Source organism: Streptomyces sp. NPDC028910, assembly GCF_055564955.1.
Map to the genome: position 1 here is coordinate 37085 of NZ_JBVHVF010000026.1, position 17659 is coordinate 54743.

Genomic DNA, 17659 nt, shown 5'->3' on the forward strand with positions numbered 1-17659 from the left:
GTCATGTCCCTGGACGTTCCCCGCCTGCGGGTCGGCTCGGCCGAGATTATCGCCCTCGCCGACGGCGAAGGCCCGTTCTTCTCTCCCCGCGCCGATGCCTTTCCCGGGGCCACGGCCACACAGTGGGTAGAGGCCGACCGCTACGACCCGGGCGCGGTCGACGCCGAGGGGCGCTGGCGGCTTCAGTTCCGCGCGTACGCGGTCCGCAGCGACAAGGGCCTGACCGTCGTGGACGCCGGGATCGGTCCGGCGGACAGTCCGGCCGGCGCCTGGGCGCCTGTGCCCGGTGTGCTCCCCGACTCGCTGGCTGCCGCGGGTATCGACCCGGGCGAAGTCGACACCGTGGTGCTCACCCATCTGCACACCGACCACGTCGGGTGGGCGGTGGTGAGCGAGGCTGCCGTCCCGTCAGCGGGCGGTGGGGTGGACGGCGACGCTTCGATCGGTGGCCGCCGCCCTTACTTCCCGAACGCGCAATACCTGCTGCAGCGGGCCGAGTTCGAAGCCCTTGACGCACTCAACCCGCAGCTACGCGAGACCCTCACCGACCCGCTCGCGGCTGCCGGCCGGCTCCGGCTCCTGGAGGGGGACACGCCGCTTCGCACCGGGCGGGCGGTCGCCACGCCCGGTCACACCCCCGGACACCAGAGCGTGCTGATCGAGGACGGGCGCAAAGCGGCGCTCATCACCGGCGACCTCCTGGTGCACGCCCTGCAACTCCTGCACCCCGAGCTCGCCTACGCGCACGAGATCGACGCTGAGGCGGCCCGGCACTCCAGGAAGCGCATGCTCGCGCGCGAAGCGGCCACCACGCTGCACCTGGCGACGCCGCATCTGACGGAGCCGTTCCTTTCGGCGTGATCGCGGCGCTTCGGCGAGGGGGGAGGCGGCGTGGGCATGTGGTTGTTCCGATCTTTTCGGCGCTCTGGCCGTCGATCGGGAGCCAAGACCGTGAGGTGGTAGGCGTCTTTCGGGCCGGGGCCGCATCCGGTCGGCGTGCTGGCGCGGCACGCGGGCCTGAAGATTGCGGAAGGTCGTGACGTCCCTGATCGGCCACCCGGTGCGCCGCCGCGTCGCCGCGGCCCGCTGGGCGGGTTCGTGATCCCCGGGTGAGTGTCGGCAGACGTTAGACGTCTTTCACGAGCCGGCGAGCCGGTTCGGGGGGATCGCGGCTTGGATGTGGGCGAGTTGGGCGGCGAGGATTTCTTCGAACGCGGCGCGGCGATCCGCCCCGAGGGGGCGGACGTCGCGGGCGAAGTGGGCTAGGGCGGGGAAGCGTTCGGGGTCGGCGCCGAGTACGGTGACGCGGAACAGCTCCATGCCCTGTTCGTGTTCTTCCGGGGTGATGGTGCTGACTGCGGCCTCGGAGGCGATCAGCGCGGCGATGAGGACCGCGAGCCGGTGGTAGCACGCCGGGATCTCCTCGTCGGGCAGTCCCGACGCGCGCAGGGCCTGGAGTACCTCTTCCACGATCAGCCGGGAACCGGCGCCGCCTGACGCGTACCGTCCCCAGACCGCGGCGAGCTGGGGCTGCTGGCCGAACGTCTCTCTCATGCGCAGGGCCAGGGCGGTGATGCGCTGCTTCCAGTCGCCTTCGGCGCGGTAGCCGTCCATGGAGGTCAGCAGGATGCGGTCGGCGAGCGCGCGCAGCAGTTCGGTCTTGCTGCGGAAGTGCCGGTAGAGGCTGGAGGAATCGGTCCCGAGGGTCGCGGCGAGCTTGCGCACGCTGAACGACTCCGTGTCGCTCGTGCGCAGCAATTCCGCGGCCGCATCAAGGATTTCCTCGGTCGTCCAACGCCTTCGGCCTGCCATTTCGCCCCTCTCGTCGGACATAGCCTACCTGTGCACTTGGTGTTGCACGCACTGCGTGCATAATGAGGACCTGAGCGTGGCGAGCGACCCGCGAGCAGCGGGGCCGACGAGCCACGCGTTGCCCTGTCACTCGGGTCGGGCGACCGATGCGGAGCTCGTCCCTACCGATGCGAAAGGACGCACCGTGAGGAAAGCACTGGATCCGGCGGCGCTGGACGCCGCCATCGACAACGTCCACCACGCCGGGATGCCGGGCCTGTTCGCCGAGGTGCGAGACGGCGACCAGGTATGGCGCGGCGCGGCCGGCGTCGCCGATGTCACCACCGGCCGCCCCGTCACGGCCGACATGCGCCACCGCGTCGGCAGCATCACCAAGACCTTCACCGCCGCAGCCGTTCTCCAGCAGGCCGAGAGCGGCCGGATCGGGCTCGACACACCGATCGGCCGGTACCTTCCGAAGCTGGTTCCCGGGGAACGCGGCAACGCGATCACCGTCCGGATGCTGATCAACAACACCAGCGGCCTCGCCGAGTACCTCCCGTACGCCTACCCCTCCCTCAAGGGCATGCCCGTCGTCGCGGACACCAGTCCCCAGAGCCTGGACGACCACCGGTTCACGCGGTTCGACCCCACTGAACTGATCGAGATGGGAGTCAGCGCGCCTGCCGTCGGCGTCCCGGGCGGTGCTCCGGGGGTGTACTCCAACACCAACTACCTGCTCCTGGCTCAACTCCTGGAAGAGGTGACGGGCACTGCGGCCGAGCAGTACATCACCCGCAACATCATCGAGCGCGCCGGGCTGCGGGACACCGAACTCCCCGCCGGGCCGTACATCGACGGACCGCACTCACAGCTCTACGAGGCGTGGTTCGGCATGATCGACCCACCGCGCGACTACAGCGTCTACGACATGTCATATGCGGGGCCGACAGCCTCCCTGATATCGACCGTCGCGGACCTCAACCGCTTCTACCGCCTGCTTCTGGCCGGAAAGATCATCAGCCCGTCGTCGCTGGCGCAGATGCAACGCATCGGCCCGGTCATCTCCCAGGAGGGAAAGACGATCGACTACGGCCTCGGCCTGTACCCGATGCAGGGTCCCGGTCAGGGCACCTTCTGGGGCCACGGCGGCACGGTCTGGGGCGGTGGAGCACTGGCCATGATCCGTGCCGACGGCACACGGCAGATGGCCGTCGCGGTGAACCTGCAGAGGTGGAACAGGCTCGACTCCTGCGGCAAGCCGCAGCCCCATCCCATCGACGACGCGCTCGCGACTCTGTACCGCGTGGCGATGTACGGCTGACCGGCCGCCTGACAACCGCCTGCCTCGCCACGGCGTCCCCCGTCATCCTCGAAAAGAGAAGGCTCATCGACTGCCAGGCCGGCCCCGCCTGACACCAAGAGCCCCTGTTCGGCGCCGACGGCGCCGAACAGGGGGCGGGCCCAGCGTCTGCCCCTCCTCCCCGGACCGGTCCCCTGGGCGGTGCTCGGGCAGGTGCGGGTGATCGAGCGGTTCCATTCGGGATGCGGGTGACGCTAACGGGTCGACGGTGGCACTTTGCCCGGCCGAACTGGTCAGGGCGACCAGCCCGCCCAAGGCGGCACCGACCAGCTCCTCGGCTGGCTCTACCGCCGGCGCCCGGCTGCCCGTCTCCCCGACGGCGCGGCGCGCCCGGCCCCGCCCTCCTTGAGCTGTCCGTACGCGAAGGCGGACGCCCGGAACACGCGATGCGGCAGACGCCGGCCCGCCTTGCGTGATGCCGTCGGCGCCGCCGTGTACGTCAGCAGCCACACCGACGGCGAAGTCTCCGTCTCCAGATCCTCTGACGGCCCTGACGGCCCTGACGGCCCTGACGGCCCTGACGGCCCTGACGGCCCTGACGGCCCTGACGGCCCTGACGGCCCTGACGGCCCACGCGTCTACGAGTGGGTCGACTTCAGGGCCCCAGCTCACGCCAGCGCGGTCGCAAAGAGCCCGCTTGCCCAGCTGTCCTATGAGGAGCGCATGGACCACCTGTCCCGTCACCGTGCGGCCAGGCTGACCTCACGCACCATCACCGACCCGCGGACTCTCTTCCGTGACCTCGATGGACGCGGGCCCCGCGCTGCCCGGTTCGACCGGCAGGAGTACTCCGCGCGAGAGGTGTGCGTGGCGGTTCCTCTCCCGCTCAACCTCGGCAACGGGCAGGCCGAGTGCCTCGCGCTCTCCCTCCCGGTGGACCAGCAGCACCGCCTGCGGGAAGCGGCCGAAATCCTCACCACCAAGTCGGCCACCCCGACGAGCAAGGGGCGCGGGGGCTTGTGAGCTGTGTCTGTGTGCCGGCCGCCGTCCTCGTCAGTCCCCAAGGCCTTGTGCTGTGGGCGGGGGTTGGGCGCGGCGGCGAGGTGTGATTCCTGTGCGGGGCCGGCGTCCGGTGCGCCGTCGGAGGCCTGCCCCGTGTCGTTGAGTGTGGGTTCTTTGGTGGGCAAGGCCGGTGTTGTCAGGGCGGGTTGAGGCCGGCACGGGGTGTGGCGGCGGGAAGGTATTCGCTGCTTTCGGTGGGGGTGGAGGGTGGAAAGCTCGTAGGCTGCGGGGGTAGGGGAAGGCTGTGGAAGGGGGGCGTGTATGTCTTTGCCGAAGGGTGCCAATGTACCGGTGGCGAGTGGCAGCATCCGTGTGGAGCTGGGGTGGCGGGCGGGGCCTGGAGTGCCTGATGTGGACGTCTCGGCCCTGTTGCTGACGGCGGCCGGCAAGGTGCGCTCGGACGAGGACTTCGTGTTCTACAACCAGCCGGTGCATGGCAGTGGCGCCGTGCGGCACGAGGGCAGGCGCCAGGACGGCACGGGCGTGTTCGAGACGATCGCGGTGGCGCTGTCCGTGGTGGAGCGGGAGATCGCCACCGTGGTGCTCGCCGCTTCCACCGACGGCACGTTCGGTCAGGTGCCCGGCCTGTTCGTACGTGTGCTGGACGCGCGGAGCGGCGCCGAGATGGCGCGGTTCGACGCCACGGATGCCACCTGTGAGACCGCGTTGGTCTTGGGGGAGTTCTATCGGCGGGGTGGGGCCTGGAAGTTCCGGGCGGTGGGTCAGGGATACGTCCGGGGTCTGGCTGGGCTCGCGACCGACTTCGGCATCACCGTCGACGAGCCCGCGCCTACTCCTCCACCTGCGTCTGTCCCTGGCCGTGTGCCTGCCCCCGCGCCCGCGCCGCAGCCCCCGGCGCCGGCGCCGCAGGCCCCGGCGCCCGTGTCGCAGGCCCCCGTATATGTGGCGCGGACCCCGGCGCTTGCGCCGCGGGCTTCCGGGCCCGTGGTGCGGGTTTCGGGGGGTGGTCGGCCGGTGCGGTTGTCGAAGATCACGTTGACGAAGGCGGCGCCTACCGTGTCGTTGACCAAACAGGGGGCTACCTCGGGAGGTATGCGGGTCAATCTTTCCTGGAGCGCGGCCAGGGCGCAGCGTGGCTGGATGAGGAAGGGCAGGGACGCGGTCCGGTTGGAGGACGTCGATCTGGATCTGTCGTGTCTGTGGGAGCTGCGTAACGGGGTGATGGGGATCGTGCATCCCATCAACAATCAGTTCGGCTCGTTCGACCAGCCGCCGTACATCCGGCTGGACCAGGACGACCGGACCGGGGGGAGTGAGAGCGGCGAGAACCTCATGATCAATCTTGATCAGGCGGCCGAGTTCAAACGCATCTTGGTGTTCGTCGTCATCTACGCCGGGGCGTCGAGCTTCGCGGGTCTGCACGGGGTCGCCACCCTGTATCCGCCCACCGGTCCGCCGATCGAGATGCGCCTGGACGAGTGCACTGTTGCCTCGCCGGTCGCCGCGATCGCGCTGATCGAGAACGTGGGCGGGGAACTGATCGTGCGGCGCGAGGCGAAGTACCTCGTGCTGGCGCCCGGCGTCCTCAAACAGCAGGCCGCCGACCTCGAGTACGGCTGGGGGATGACCTGGCACGCGGCCAGTAAGGACTGACTGTCCTCGCCCGCCATCGGGTGCGCGCGCACGAAAATCGCGGGCGGTGGCGGTCGGGACGCGCCGGCCGGGCACGTCATGCCACAAGGACCCGCGACCCGCGCCTTGACCTCTGTCCCGCGACCCGCGTCTTGACCTCTGTCCGGCGAAGGCCTCTTGAATCATGCCGGGGGAGTGGCGGTTCGCCGCGCCGGCCGCCGAGGAGGAAAGCGGTCGCCCGTATCCGACCACCGTGCTCCGGGGCGGGGAGTCAGGGTCCGCAGGGTGTGCGTCGTTGGCTTCGCCGCCGCCGCCGCCACCACCACCACCGCCGCCGCGACTGCCGATGGCGTTGAGGTGGAGCGTTCGCGCCGTGATGTGTGCGCGGTCGTTGCGCGGGGCGTGGCGGGGGCGGGGGGCGGCGTGGGCGTCGGGGGCGCTGCGGGGGCCCGCACGTGCGACGTCTACGGGTCATCCGGCCGTGACGTGGTCACCTGGCCGTCCGGGGTGGGCGGGCTCGGCGTTCACTTGGTGTTGGGGCTGGTGGCTGGGTGTCACAGTCCCAGGGCGATGGCCAGGCGGGTCAGCTCGGCCGTGCTGTGGACGTTGAGCTTGGCCCGGATGCGGCGCAGGTAGGCGTCGACGGTGTGCTTGGAGAGTCCCATGTGGCGGGCTGTTTGCAGGTAGGTGCGTCCGGCGGCGATGTGTCCCAGTGCTTCCTGCTCACGCGGCGCCAGCTCGGGCTGGGAAGCGTCGGTGTGCGGCATGGCGAGTGCGAGGCTCATGGGATTTCCTCCGCCTGATCGGCTCGGTCATCGCTGCTCACGTCGTCGGAAGCAGGGGACATGCGACTGAATGTCCCTTTTGTTCTCTTGTTAAGAGCGTGACCGCGTGATTTCACGAGGGTGTCCGGCGACTGTCACAGGCGTGTGACAGGCCCCCGCCCGGCCGGCCGGCATCAGGCGGGCCGGCCGGGATCAGGCGGCGGGGGTCGGGCGGGGCGGCGGGGGTCAGGTGGCGGGGGCAGGCGGGGCGGCGGCGGGGTCAGGTGGTGGTGGGCTGGGGTTGGCGCAGTTGTGCCTGGCCGAAGAGGAGGGCGTAGCCGCCGGGGAGCCGGCGCAGGATCCGGGCCAGGAGGCCGGGTCCGGCCAGGCGTGAGACGACCGTGAGGACGGCGCCGGTGTCCCAGCGGGCGGTCGCCGGGGTGGCGCCGGTGCGGTGGGCCAGGTCCTTGACGAAGCCCCAGCCGGTGAGCTGTTCGGGGGCGTGGGCGGGGGCGGGGGTGGGGGTGGGGGTGGGGCTGGTCAGGGCGTAAGCGGCCCGGGCGGGCAGGCGGCGGGCGAGCTCTGCGCGTTCCTCGCCGTCGACCTGCCGGCCCAGGGCGGCCAGGACCTGGTACACGGCCTCTTCGGCGTGTTCGCGGGTGGGGTAGGCGCCCTCGTGGCGCACGTGTTCGAGCATCTGCTCGAACGTCATGGCCGCCGGCCAGGGGCCTGGCCCGCTCTGGTCGTACATGCTGCTGCGGTTCGCCTTTCTCTTGTGGGGGTCCGGTGTGCGCCCGCCGGCGGTCATGTGGGCTGGGGCTGGCCGAAGAGGAGGTCGTAGCCGGGCGGGAGCTGGAGCAGGACCTCGCGGGTGAGGGACTCTCCCGCGGCCGCGGCCACGGCGCTGAGGACCGCGCCGATGTCCCACAGGGCGGTCTTCTCGGTGGCTCCCTCGATCCAGGCCGCGGTCGCGCGGACGAAGCGTTCGGGCGAGAGCGGCTCGGCGGCCGGCAGCGGGTTGAGCAGGATCAGGGCGTAGGTCTCCGGGAGCCGGGCGGCGAGCTCGGCCCGCACGGTGCCGACCAGGTGCGCGCCCAGCAGGGCCATCACGACGCGGGCCGCCCGTTCGGCTTCCGCCCGGGTGCGGTACTCGCCGCGTTCCTGGACGTGGGAAAGGAACGCCTCCCAGCGCATCGACATCACGTCACCTCGGTGCGGGGGTGAGGAGTGCGGATTGCGGATTGCGGGTTGCGGGCCAGGGGACGCGAAGGACGGGGGTACCGGGAAGGGGGGTCGGGCCCCCGTCCCGCGCCGCTGGCGCGAGGGCGCTTCAGCCGGAGATCTCCTTGCGGCCACCCTCGCCGCCGATGGTGATCTTGCGGGGCTTGGCGCGCTCGGCGATCGGGATCCGCAGGGTCAGCACACCCGCGTCGTAGTCGGCCTCGATGTGCTCGGTGTCCAGGGTGTCGGCCAGCATGACCTGGCGGGAGAAGACGCCCAGCGGCCGCTCGGAGAGCTCCATCTGCACGCCGTCGGACTTCTGCGCGGGCCGGCGCTCGGCCTTGACGGTCAGCATGTTCCGCTCGACGTCGATGTCGATCGCCTCGGTGCTCACCCCGGGCAGGTCGAAGGCGATCACGTACACGTCGCCCTGGCGGTAGGCGTCCATCGGCATCACGGACGGCTTCGACCACGTACCCGCCGTGCCGGAAAGCTGCTGGACGATCCGGTCCATCTCGCGGAACGGGTCGGTGCGCATCAGCATCGCGAAACACCTCCAGTCGTTCAGGCAGGAACTGCCCATGCGCTTCAACGTGACCCCGTTGTAACATGTCGTCGAAACGATGACAAGTAGGGTGTCGTCCAGACGATGACAGAGCGAGGGAGAGTGTCATGAACGAGGCCGCCCCACCGCCGGCGCGGGTCCCCTTCCTCGCCGCCGCCGCGGCACTGCGGACCATCGACCAGGCCGTACGGGACGCCCAGCGACCCCCCGCGGGATCACCCACGGCCCCGGCGGCCCCGGTGGTCCCGGCGGAGTCAGCGGCCCCGGCGGAGTCCGCGGCGCCGGCGGCGGCGGTGCCGGCGCGGGAGGCGGGGCCGCATCCGGCTCTGGCCGCGCTGCTGATGCTGCGCGAGGTCCGTGAGCAGCTCGCCGGCTGGGAGAGCGTCCTGATCGAAACCGCCCGCGGCCAGGGCGCGAGCTGGGCCGACCTCGCCGGGCCCCTGGGGGTCGCCAGCCGCCAGGCCGCCGAACGCCGCTACCTGCGACTGCGCCCCGGCACCACCGGGAGCACCGGCGAGCAGCGCGTCCAGGCCACCCGCGACTCACGCGCCGCCGACCGCACCGTGAGGGCCTGGGCCCGCGACAACGCGGCCGACCTGCGCCGGCTCGCGGGCCAGGTCACCTCCCTCACCCATCTGCCCGCCAGCGCCGAGAGCGCCGTGGGCGAGCTGAACCTGGCCCTCGCCGCCGACGACGCGGCCCGCCTCGTGCGTCCTTTGACCGACACCCGGCCTCATCTGCGCCCCCAGGACGCCGACCTCGCCGAGCGCATCGACGCCCTGACCCGACACGCCGACCAGCTCCGCCAGGACACCCGCGCCCAGCGCGGCACGTGATCCACCTCCCCCGAACCACCACCCCGGCACCCCCCCCGCAGCCCCTGCCGGGCCACTGCGGCCCGTCAGGGCGCCGCCCGCCATCCCGCTGTGACCGGCCCTCTGCACGCGATCCCGCACACCCCGCGGATCCCGCACATCCCGCGGATTCCGCAGAGCCCGCGGATTCCGCACATCCCGCGGATTCCGCGGATTCCGCGGGTCCCGGAGCCCGTGGAGCCCGCGGAGACACCGCTCCTTGTGGCCGGCGCGTGGGAGGGCCCCCGCGCGGCGTCGCCGCGGCGAGGGTCACCCGTATCCGCGGGGGCCCCGCGCGGTGCAACCCGCGCGGCGTCGCCGCGGCGAGGGTCACCCGTATCCGCGCCGAAGTGACGTGCGTCCCGGTGGATTTCGTATCTGCCGGGCCTCTCACCGTCCCGGTGTCCCTCTGGCTCCTCACCGCGTTCCGTCAGGCCCCGGTGCGTCGCCGCGTCGCCGCTCGCGGGCGTCCGGACCGTTCTTGCGGCGGTGTTCCCGCGACCGGGGTGCCCGGCTCTCAGGACGACGGCGGTGCGGAAGGTGGCGTGGGGGCGGGGGAGGCGTCGCCGCCGTCCAGGCACATCAGCGACATGACGACCGTCGCCGGAAGGCCCTGTGCCTGCTCCCCGGAGAGGCCGACGGTGACCGTCCAGTTGCTCTTCACGAGCGTGAGTCTCTCGGCGCCCAGGTCGGGTCCGCTGTGCCAGCCGTGCTCCAAACGGGCCCGCGCGAAGGCCGCCTTCAAGGCGGCGTCCACCGTCTGCGGCGCGTGCTGTCCCATGAGTCGTTCGTGGCACCTGCCCAGAAGGTTCGAGGGTTCCCGCCGCACGGTGATGCCCTCCGCCGCCAGTACCGACGTCATCTGCGACACCACGGTGTCCGCGGGCAGCGGCGGACCCGAAAAACGCGGGGGCAGCGGGCCCAGATCCCGCAGCGGGAAGGCGAGGCAGCCCGTCGCCGTCGCCGTCATCAGCGCCGCCATGACCAGGGACCAAAGGGCGGTACGCCTCTGTCGCCGTCGCACGATGCTCTGCGTCCTCTCTGTCACCTGCACGGCCGGCCAGTCTCCCATCCCGCTGATCTTGACCGACCACCAGCCACCGACCACCAGCCACCGACCACCAGCAACCGGCCATCGGCCACCGGTCACATAGGCCCGCGGCCCACCGGTGCGCCTCGCGTGCCGGCCGGGAGCCGCCGTGGGAAGGAGCACGGTCACCACGGCGGCGTGAGCGGGCGGGAAGGCGGGGCGAGGCCGCGCCTCACGCCCGCCACCATCGGCCTCGGTGTGATCCCCGGGCTCCGTGGGCGCGCCCGGCGAGGGGTGGCCCGGTCACCGTAGGGTCGGCCCCGCACCACGGTCCGGCCGACTGGCCACCGAGGAGGCCGCGTGGAGGTACTGACCCCGTGCAGGGGGAAGGGCGGGCCGCCGTCCGCCGGCGACCCGCCCTCATCGCACCGCCGCCGCGCCCCGGTCCTTCCCGATCGCCCTCCTGGGCCGTTAGCCAGGTCCGTCGCCACGCCGGCTTGACCGCGCGCACCCGCGACTGCGGGCATGTCCGGCACAGGGTCGGCCCAGCGGGTCCGGCCCGGCGGGTCCGGCCCAGTAGGTCCGGCCCGCCGCCGCCTGGTGTCGCGGTGGGGGAGGGGGGCGTTCTTCGTGACCTGTCTCAGCGCGAGCGGGAAGGCGTCTGGCAGTACTCGGCGTCGAGGATGGGCAGGATCCCCGCCGCCTGCCAGTCGCCGTTGTAGTTGAACGTGAGCTGGTGGCCGCCGTCCTCGGTGAGGGTGGCCAACGTGATCCACCCCACCGCGCCCCCGTCGTGGTACCAGAGGGTCGTGCCACAGCTCATCGTGAGCCGTTCGATGCCCAGCCCGTAGGACGCGCCCGGGAAATCGGGGTTCTCCACGGTCGTCTTCATCGCCTTCAGCTGCTGCGGTGGCAGCAGTCTCCCGCTCATCAGGGCCCTGTAGAAGCGGTTCAGGTCCCCCGCGCTGGAGATGATGTCGCCGTTGCCCCAGCCCTGCGAGCCGTTCACCTCGGTGACGTCTTCGATCCGGTCCGGCTGCCCGCGAAAGAGCTTGGAGTAGCCGCGGCTGCTCGGCTGGGGCAGGTGGATCCCCTCGCCCGGGTTGGACGTCGCCTTGAGCCCCAGGGGTTCGATGATGCGCCCCCGCACCTGGTCCTCGTACGGTGTGCCGCCCACCTTCTCGACGATCAGCGCGGCCAGGACGTCGTTGGTGTTGGAGAACCCGTGGCGGGCGCCGGGCTCGAACAGCGGCTCGTGGGCCAGGGCCACCTTTACGCGCGCCCCGGGCGTCAGGGTCTGGTAGCGGTGCTGGAGGTAGCCCTCGCCCACCACGTACGTCTCGACGTACTCCTGGTCGGCGAGGTAGTCGAACAGGCCGCTGGTGTGGTTGAGGAGCTGGCGCACGGTGATCGCGCCGCCGTCGTTGCCGTTGCCCCGGACCAGGCCGGGCAGATGGCGCTCCACGGTGTCATCCAGACTGAGCTTGTTCTCCGCCTCCATCTGCAGCAGGACCGTCGCGACGAAGGTGTTGGTGATGCTGCCGACGCGGAACCGGTCGTTCTTGCCGCGCGGCGCACCCGTCTGCAGGTTCCCCACGCCCGCCGCCGTCTTCCACACCCCGTGGGCGTCTCGCGCCTCGGCCGCGATGCCGGGAACACCGGCCGCCACGGCCTCCTCGATCGCGCGCTGCGTCGCCTGATGGGCGGAGGGAGGCGACTCCTGCGATGCCCGGGCGGGACCCGCGAAGGCGGTGGCCATGACCGCGGCCGCCGCCAGAGCGGCCACGCCGGCCCGTGGTCTCTTCCGTATCGTCATTCACCGCTCCTGAAAGTCGTCCGTACTTGGCTGATTTCGTACCTTGTGCGGTCCGTCGGCGGCACAGTACGTCACCTCGGTGGGGTGCGGGCGGCTCGCGCGGCAAGAGCGCGACGGCGACGCACTGTGAGCCGTACGCCCGGGCGCGCGGGGCCGGAGGGGGCCCGGGGTCGTCCTCGCGCGGCCGCGGTAGCGGCGGCAACCGCGCCCGCCTCCCACCGACTTGGCCGGCGGCAGGGACCGGATCCGGACTCGGGCCTGCCTTCGGCATGACAGGCCTGGCCGCGGGCCACCGGGCGGCATCGTGGCACAGCAGGCCCCCGCGTATGGGGGATCGCGGTGGGGTGCGCATCCGGGCGCGGCGACCGGGCAGCCGGCGAGGGCGCCGCCCTTGTAGCGCTGAGCGCCGTGTCCTTACGGTGACGTGCAACGCCGGGTCGCCACCGGTGCCCGGTGGCCGGTCGAACGGACGCGCCGGTGTCCTGTCGGCCGGACAGCCCGGCGTCCCGTCGACCGGACAACACCCCGGCCGGCGAAACCCTTGCCCGGTGCCCTCCGGCACCGGCCGGCGATACCCCATCGGGAGTCACCCCATGACCGTTAAGGACGGTGCCCGTTGAGCACGAACCCCTTCGACGACGAGGACGGCCGCTTTTACGTTGTCGTCAACGACGAGGAGCAGCACTCCCTGTGGCCGGTTTTCGCCGAGGTACCCGCAGGCTGGCGGACGGTCTTCGGCGAGGCGGCCAGGGCCGAGTGTCTGCAGTACGTCGAGCGGAACTGGACCGACCTGCGCCCCAAGAGCCTGCGGGAGGCCATGGCGGCGGACTGAACGCGCGTAAGATCACGCCGAGTTGACGCGGCACGCGGCGGCGGAGCGTCGGCGCTGCCTGTGACCGACGCCGCCGACGCGAAAGGCCTACGGGGCTACCGGCCTACGGGCCTACGGGCCTACGGGGCTACGGGCCTGCGGGGCTGCGGCACCTGCCCGCTCATCCCGGACCCCGTGACCGCCCGCCGGCGCGCTCGCGGAGCGGGAGCGGACCGGGACGACGCCGCCCGGCCGCACGAACCGGTAACCCCCGGCGGGGGACCCCGCGGCCCACGACGCCCACGGTCGCCCACGGCGTCCATACGCCCACGGCGTCCACAGCGTCCATCCGCCCGGGGCGTCCGGGGCGTCCGGGGCGGTCCGGCGTCCTGTTGCGCGGGTCCGCGCATCTGCCGCTCGCCGGCGCTCGCGCAGTCCATGAGCAGGCCGGCCGACCGGGGAACGGACGACGATCGCCGCCCGGGTGCTCGTCCGAGGGATCGCTCTAGGCCCGGGAAGAAACTCTGAGTTGGGAGATGAAGGTTGTGACGGGGGCTGTGCGAACGGCGAGCAAGTACAAAGCCAGACCGGTGGACAACAGCGGTGAGCCCGCGCAGCGCGATGTGGTCCTGTCGTTCGTGGGGTCACAGGCCACGGTGCAGAAGTCGGGCATGATCTTCCCGCAGAACCTGCCGGAGCAGTCCTGGGAGCGCATCGGCGCCAACCTGCGCGAGCTCGTCAACTCCTCCGCGTGGTGGCTCGCCGACTGGCTGCTCTACGGGGAGGCCACCTACGGGTGGCGGCGGTACAAGGAGGCGATCGAGCGCACCGGGCTCGACTACCAGACCTTGCGCAACTACGCGTGGGTGGCCAGGCGGTTCGAGCACCACCGCAGGCGCGACAGCCTCAGCTTCGCCCACCACGCCGAGGTGACCCGCCTCTCGCCACCGGAGCAGGACTACTGGCTGCGCAAAGCCGAACAGCACAAGTGGTCGCGCAACGAACTGCGCAGGGCGGTTCGCGCCAGCCTGGCCGTGCAGAACGACACGGCCGACATCCCCCCGAGCGGCGGCGACGAGCAGCAACAGGCACCCCAGCCGGCAGCCGCCTCGCAGGGCGCTGAAAAGCGCCAGCCAAAGCTCACCACGCTCACCATCGAGCTGTCCGCCGGCCAACTCGAGTTCTACTCGAAGACGGCTGCCGCGCACGGTCTGCCCGTCGATAAGTGGGTGACCCAGGTGCTCGACACCGCCGATCGGCGCACCGCCACCGCCTAAAGGCCCACCGCCCACAGGCGCCCACCTGACGCGCATCGCCCGCAGGCCCATCGCCCGCAGGCGCACCACCTGACGCGCATCGCCCGCAGGCCCACCGCCCGCAGGCCCATCGCCCGCCGGTCCACCGCCCGCCGGCGCGTCGCCCCAAGGTGGGCGGCGATGCCCCGTTCCCCCGTGGTGCGCCGGCGGCTCGTCCGACCGGACAGACACCCCTTTCACACTCGGAGCCAGTTGATGATCCTTCAGGGAAAGCGGGTCGCCCTGCCCCCGGCGCCCGTCGTCCACAAGCGGTTCGAGGCGCACGCCGAGACCGCCCCCGACGCCGTTGCCGTCTTCTGCGCCGGTGAGCAGGTCACGTACGCGCAACTGGACGCGAAGGCGAACCGGTTCGCGCACTTCCTCGCCGCCCGCGGACACGGCCCAGGCGCGAAGGTCGGGGTCTGTCTCGACTACTCGATCGACATGCTCGTCGCCATCCTGGGCACGCTGAAGGCCGGCGCGGCCTACGTACCGCTCGATCCGGCCTACCCGCCGGCGAGGCTGAAGCTGCTGCTGGGGCAGATCCCCGATCTCGCCCTGATCGTCGCCTCCCAGGCGACCGCCGCGATGGTGGAGTCGGCGGCCGTCGAGGTCGTCGATCTCCAGCAGCTGTCCGACCACCTGGCAGCTCTCCCCGCGACCAGCCCGCAGGTGCGCGTCACCGGGGACGACGTGTGCTACGCCGTCTTCACCTCCGGCTCGACCGGTACGCCCAAGCTGACCGCGGTGCGGCACGAGGGCTGGTTCAACCTGATGAACTGGCTGACCCTGGAGTACGGCCTGCACAGCGGGTCCCACCACCTGGTCGTCAGCGCGTTCGGCTTCGACCTCTCCCAGCGCAGCCTGATGACACCGCTGTTCTGCGGCGCCACCCAGAACCTGATGGCGAGCCGCAACTTCGACGCCCTGATGGCCTACCGGCTGCTCGGCGAGCGCGACATCCGCGTGGTGCACTGCGCCTCCAGCACGCTGTACCTGCTGGTGGACTGGGAGAGGGCCCGCGGCGGGGAGGCGCTGGCCCGCCTGGACTACGTGCTCTTCGGCGGGGAGGCGCTGAAGGCCGAGCGGCTCACCGACTGGGCGCGGCGCGAGGGCAACACGTGCACCCTCCTGCACCAGTACGGCGTCGCCGAGTGCACCGACGTTGCCACCTCCTACGACCTGGCCCGCTACCGGCCCGGCGAACACGACGTCCCGCCGGTCGGCAGGCCGGCCCACAACACCGACATCCACCTCCTGGACGAACACCTGCGCCCCGTCGCGCCGGGCCAGCAGGGCGAGATCTGCATCTGGGGGGCCAGCGTCGGCGCCGGCTACCTGGGCAACGGCCCCGAGAACGCCAAGTTCACCACGATCGACGTCGACGGCGAGCCGCGCAGGGTGTACCGCACGGGGGATCGCGGACAGGTGAACGAGGCCGGCGAACTCGTCGTCCTGGGAAGGATCGACGCGCAGGTCAAGGTGCGCGGCATGCGCATCGACCCCACCGACGTCGAGCGCGCCCTCGCCCGGCTGGCCGGCGTCCGGGAGGCCGCCGTGGTGGTCACCTACACCGACCACGGCGACGCCGAGCTGAACGCGTTCATCGTCCCTGCGGGCGACGACCTCGCCGAGGACGACCTGCGCACCCGCCTCCTGCACACGCTGCCGCGGAACATGGTTCCCACCAGGTTCGCGAATATCCCCCACATTCCGCTGAGCCCGCACGGGAAAGTGGACCGCGCGGCGCTGGCCGACGCATGCCGAAACCAGTACGCCGACAGCGCCGCGAAGGCATAACAGGGGGACGGGCGGGCCTTGATGACAACCGAGAGGACTGTGATGATTGCCGAGAGCGTGCGCGCCATTTGGTGCCGGGAACTCCAGCACGACGACATAGCGGTCGACGATGATTTCTTCGCCCTGGGCGGCCAATCCGTGATCATGGTCAGGATTCAGGGCGCTTTCATGGAGGAGTTGGGCGTCGAGGTCCCGATGGACCAGATGTTCCTCAACTCGACGGTGGCGTCGATCTCGGCGTACATCGAATCCCTGGGCGCGGTAACCCCGTAGCGTCAGGCACCGTCGACGCCCCTGTCGATGCCCGTGTTGATGCCTGCGTTGATGCCTGTGTTGATGTCCTGTGGTGTCCCGCCGGCGAGACACCACACGGCGCCGGCACCCATTCCCCTGGCGGACGTTCTATTTATTCCGCCAGTTCGGGTCGGCTAGCATCGAATTCATGCCCCCCGGCGGCTATTTCGTCCGCCGTATCGATCGCACGCCCCACCGCCATGGAATTTCCGGCCGCGGCCGCATCGGGCTTTAAAAACCAACTGGTAAGAGAGGCGCCATGTACGACGTCATTGTCATAGGTGCCCGTTGTGCGGGTTCGCCGACGGCCATGCTCTTCGCGCGGCAGGGTTACCGCGTCCTGCTCCTGGAGAAGGCGCGGTTCCCGCAGGACACGCTGTCCTCGCACTACATCCACCAGCCGGGCGTGGCGCTGCTGCATCAGTGGGGGCTGCTCGACAAGCTCCGCGACGTGGGCTGCCGGCCGATCAACCACGAGAGCTACCAGGGCCTCGGAGTCCGCCTCGACGGCTTCTCCCTGCCGGTCGACGGCCAGCGCACCACCTACGCGCCCAGGCGCTTCGTCCTCGACCCGATCCTCGCGGACGGCGCCGTGGCGGCCGGTGTGGACTTCCGTGAGGGCTGCGCCGTGGGTGATCTCCTCTTCGAGGACGACCGGGTCGTCGGAGTGCGGTACACGACACCCGGCGGCGCCGAGGCCACCGACCGGGCGCGCCTGGTCGTCGGCGCGGACGGCATGCGCTCAACCGTGGCCCGCAAGGCGGGCGCGCCCCACGTCATCGAGCACCCGCGGATGACATGCGTCTACTACAGCTACTGGGCCGGTGTTCCCGCCGGCTTCGAGCTGTACGAGCGGCCGGGGCGCTGGGTCGCCGCCCTGCCCACCAACGACGACCTCACGCTGATCATGACCTACTTCCCGCAGGACGAGTACAACGAGGTCCGCAAGGCGGTCGAACCCTCCTACCTCGAAGCCGTCCGCACCACGGCCCCCGAGCTGTACGAGCGGATGTCGGCGGGCAACCGCGCGGAGCAGATGTACGGCACCGGCCACCAGGAGAACTACTTCCGCAAGGCCTACGGGCCCGGCTGGGCACTGGTCGGTGACGCGGTCCACCACAAGGACTCCATCACCGCCCGCGGTATCACCGACGCCTTCCTCCAGGCCCAGTCCCTCACCCGGTACATCGGGGAGCACCTGCACGACGACACCGCCCTCAAGGCGGCGCTCAGGGCCTACGAGAACGACCTGGGCAACGACGCCCTCAGCCTCTACCAGGGCGTCCTGAACGTGGCCGAACTCAAGCCCGAGGGGCGCACGGAGATGCTGCGCAAACTGGTCGGCCACCAGGAGCTGATCGACCGGTACTTCTCGACGACGTCGGGCGCGATCTCCCTCGACGACTTCTACAACGCCGAACTCCTGACGGTACTCGATCAGAACTGAGTGGCGGATTGCC

General features: G+C 71.2%; 17 protein-coding genes. 10 read left to right on the forward strand and 7 right to left on the reverse strand.

From position 1 onward, the window contains the following. Window positions 1–3: 3 nt before the first annotated feature. On the forward strand, window positions 4–861 hold the full coding sequence (locus ACZ4TV_RS26825; RefSeq protein WP_468137522.1) for an MBL fold metallo-hydrolase: 858 nt from the start codon (window positions 4–6) through the stop codon (window positions 859–861). A gap of 276 nt (window positions 862–1137) precedes the next feature. On the opposite strand, the gene ACZ4TV_RS26830 is transcribed toward ACZ4TV_RS26825, so the two are convergent. After that, entirely contained in the window at window positions 1138–1812 is a 675-nt protein-coding gene (locus tag ACZ4TV_RS26830; protein ID WP_468137524.1) for a TetR/AcrR family transcriptional regulator, read from the reverse strand. A 247-nt stretch (window positions 1813–2059) separates the two neighbouring features. On the opposite strand from ACZ4TV_RS26830, the gene ACZ4TV_RS26835 reads away from it, so the two are divergent. The 3 genes from ACZ4TV_RS26835 (at window position 2060) to ACZ4TV_RS26845 (ending at window position 5770) form a co-directional block, all read left to right on the forward strand. Then, window positions 2060–3115: a serine hydrolase domain-containing protein gene (locus tag ACZ4TV_RS26835; protein WP_468137560.1), complete on the forward strand. Its 1056-nt coding sequence runs from the start codon at window positions 2060–2062 to the stop codon at window positions 3113–3115. Window positions 3116–3586: 471 nt separating this feature from the next. Then, window positions 3587–4117, forward strand: coding sequence for an IclR family transcriptional regulator domain-containing protein (locus ACZ4TV_RS26840; protein ID WP_468137561.1), 531 nt, complete (start codon window positions 3587–3589; stop codon window positions 4115–4117). 300 nt (window positions 4118–4417) lie between these two features. Next, on the forward strand, window positions 4418–5770 hold the full coding sequence (locus ACZ4TV_RS26845; RefSeq protein ID WP_468137525.1) for a TerD family protein: 1353 nt from the start codon (window positions 4418–4420) through the stop codon (window positions 5768–5770). A gap of 533 nt (window positions 5771–6303) precedes the next feature. Here ACZ4TV_RS26845 and ACZ4TV_RS26850 read toward each other — a convergent pair. The 4 genes from ACZ4TV_RS26850 to ACZ4TV_RS26865 form a co-directional block, all read right to left on the reverse strand. Then, window positions 6304–6534, reverse strand: coding sequence for a response regulator transcription factor (locus ACZ4TV_RS26850; RefSeq protein WP_468137526.1), 231 nt, complete (start codon window positions 6532–6534; stop codon window positions 6304–6306). 259 nt (window positions 6535–6793) lie between these two features. Then, window positions 6794–7264 carry a DUF2267 domain-containing protein gene (locus ACZ4TV_RS26855; RefSeq protein WP_468137527.1) on the reverse strand — a complete coding sequence of 157 codons (471 nt, stop codon included), beginning with the start codon at window positions 7262–7264 and terminating at the stop codon, window positions 6794–6796. A gap of 53 nt (window positions 7265–7317) precedes the next feature. Further along, window positions 7318–7713 (reverse strand): DUF2267 domain-containing protein, encoded by a 396-nt coding sequence (locus tag ACZ4TV_RS26860; RefSeq protein ID WP_468137529.1) that lies wholly within the window; start codon window positions 7711–7713, stop codon window positions 7318–7320. Window positions 7714–7843: 130 nt separating this feature from the next. Then, window positions 7844–8278 (reverse strand): Hsp20/alpha crystallin family protein, encoded by a 435-nt coding sequence (locus ACZ4TV_RS26865; RefSeq protein ID WP_468137562.1) that lies wholly within the window; start codon window positions 8276–8278, stop codon window positions 7844–7846. Window positions 8279–8406: 128 nt separating this feature from the next. Between ACZ4TV_RS26865 and ACZ4TV_RS26870 the strand changes: the two genes are divergently transcribed. Then, window positions 8407–9135: an HSP18 transcriptional regulator gene (locus ACZ4TV_RS26870; protein ID WP_468137530.1), complete on the forward strand. Its 729-nt coding sequence runs from the start codon at window positions 8407–8409 to the stop codon at window positions 9133–9135. 535 nt (window positions 9136–9670) lie between these two features. Here the strand turns inward: ACZ4TV_RS26870 and ACZ4TV_RS26875 are convergent. Both ACZ4TV_RS26875 and ACZ4TV_RS26880 read right to left on the reverse strand, forming a co-directional pair. Continuing rightward, window positions 9671–10177: a hypothetical protein gene (locus ACZ4TV_RS26875; protein ID WP_468137532.1), complete on the reverse strand. Its 507-nt coding sequence runs from the start codon at window positions 10175–10177 to the stop codon at window positions 9671–9673. Window positions 10178–10823: 646 nt separating this feature from the next. Continuing rightward, window positions 10824–11999 carry a serine hydrolase domain-containing protein gene (locus tag ACZ4TV_RS26880; RefSeq protein WP_468137533.1) on the reverse strand — a complete coding sequence of 392 codons (1176 nt, stop codon included), beginning with the start codon at window positions 11997–11999 and terminating at the stop codon, window positions 10824–10826. 616 nt (window positions 12000–12615) lie between these two features. On the opposite strand from ACZ4TV_RS26880, the gene ACZ4TV_RS26885 reads away from it, so the two are divergent. The 5 genes from ACZ4TV_RS26885 to ACZ4TV_RS26905 all read left to right on the forward strand — a co-directional run bounded on the left by ACZ4TV_RS26885 (window position 12616) and on the right by ACZ4TV_RS26905 (window position 17646). Then, window positions 12616–12831 (forward strand): MbtH family protein, encoded by a 216-nt coding sequence (locus ACZ4TV_RS26885; RefSeq protein ID WP_468137534.1) that lies wholly within the window; start codon window positions 12616–12618, stop codon window positions 12829–12831. 569 nt (window positions 12832–13400) lie between these two features. Next, window positions 13401–14087 (forward strand): LmbU family transcriptional regulator, encoded by a 687-nt coding sequence (locus ACZ4TV_RS26890; protein ID WP_468137535.1) that lies wholly within the window; start codon window positions 13401–13403, stop codon window positions 14085–14087. 234 nt (window positions 14088–14321) lie between these two features. Further along, window positions 14322–15905 carry an amino acid adenylation domain-containing protein gene (locus ACZ4TV_RS26895; protein ID WP_468137536.1) on the forward strand — a complete coding sequence of 528 codons (1584 nt, stop codon included), beginning with the start codon at window positions 14322–14324 and terminating at the stop codon, window positions 15903–15905. A 57-nt stretch (window positions 15906–15962) separates the two neighbouring features. Next, the gene (locus ACZ4TV_RS26900) at window positions 15963–16178 is read left to right on the forward strand and encodes a phosphopantetheine-binding protein (RefSeq protein ID WP_468137537.1); all 216 of its coding nucleotides are present in this window, start codon (window positions 15963–15965) and stop codon (window positions 16176–16178) included. A gap of 280 nt (window positions 16179–16458) precedes the next feature. Then, window positions 16459–17646: an NAD(P)/FAD-dependent oxidoreductase gene (locus tag ACZ4TV_RS26905; protein ID WP_468137538.1), complete on the forward strand. Its 1188-nt coding sequence runs from the start codon at window positions 16459–16461 to the stop codon at window positions 17644–17646. The last annotated feature ends 13 nt before the right edge of the window (window positions 17647–17659 follow it).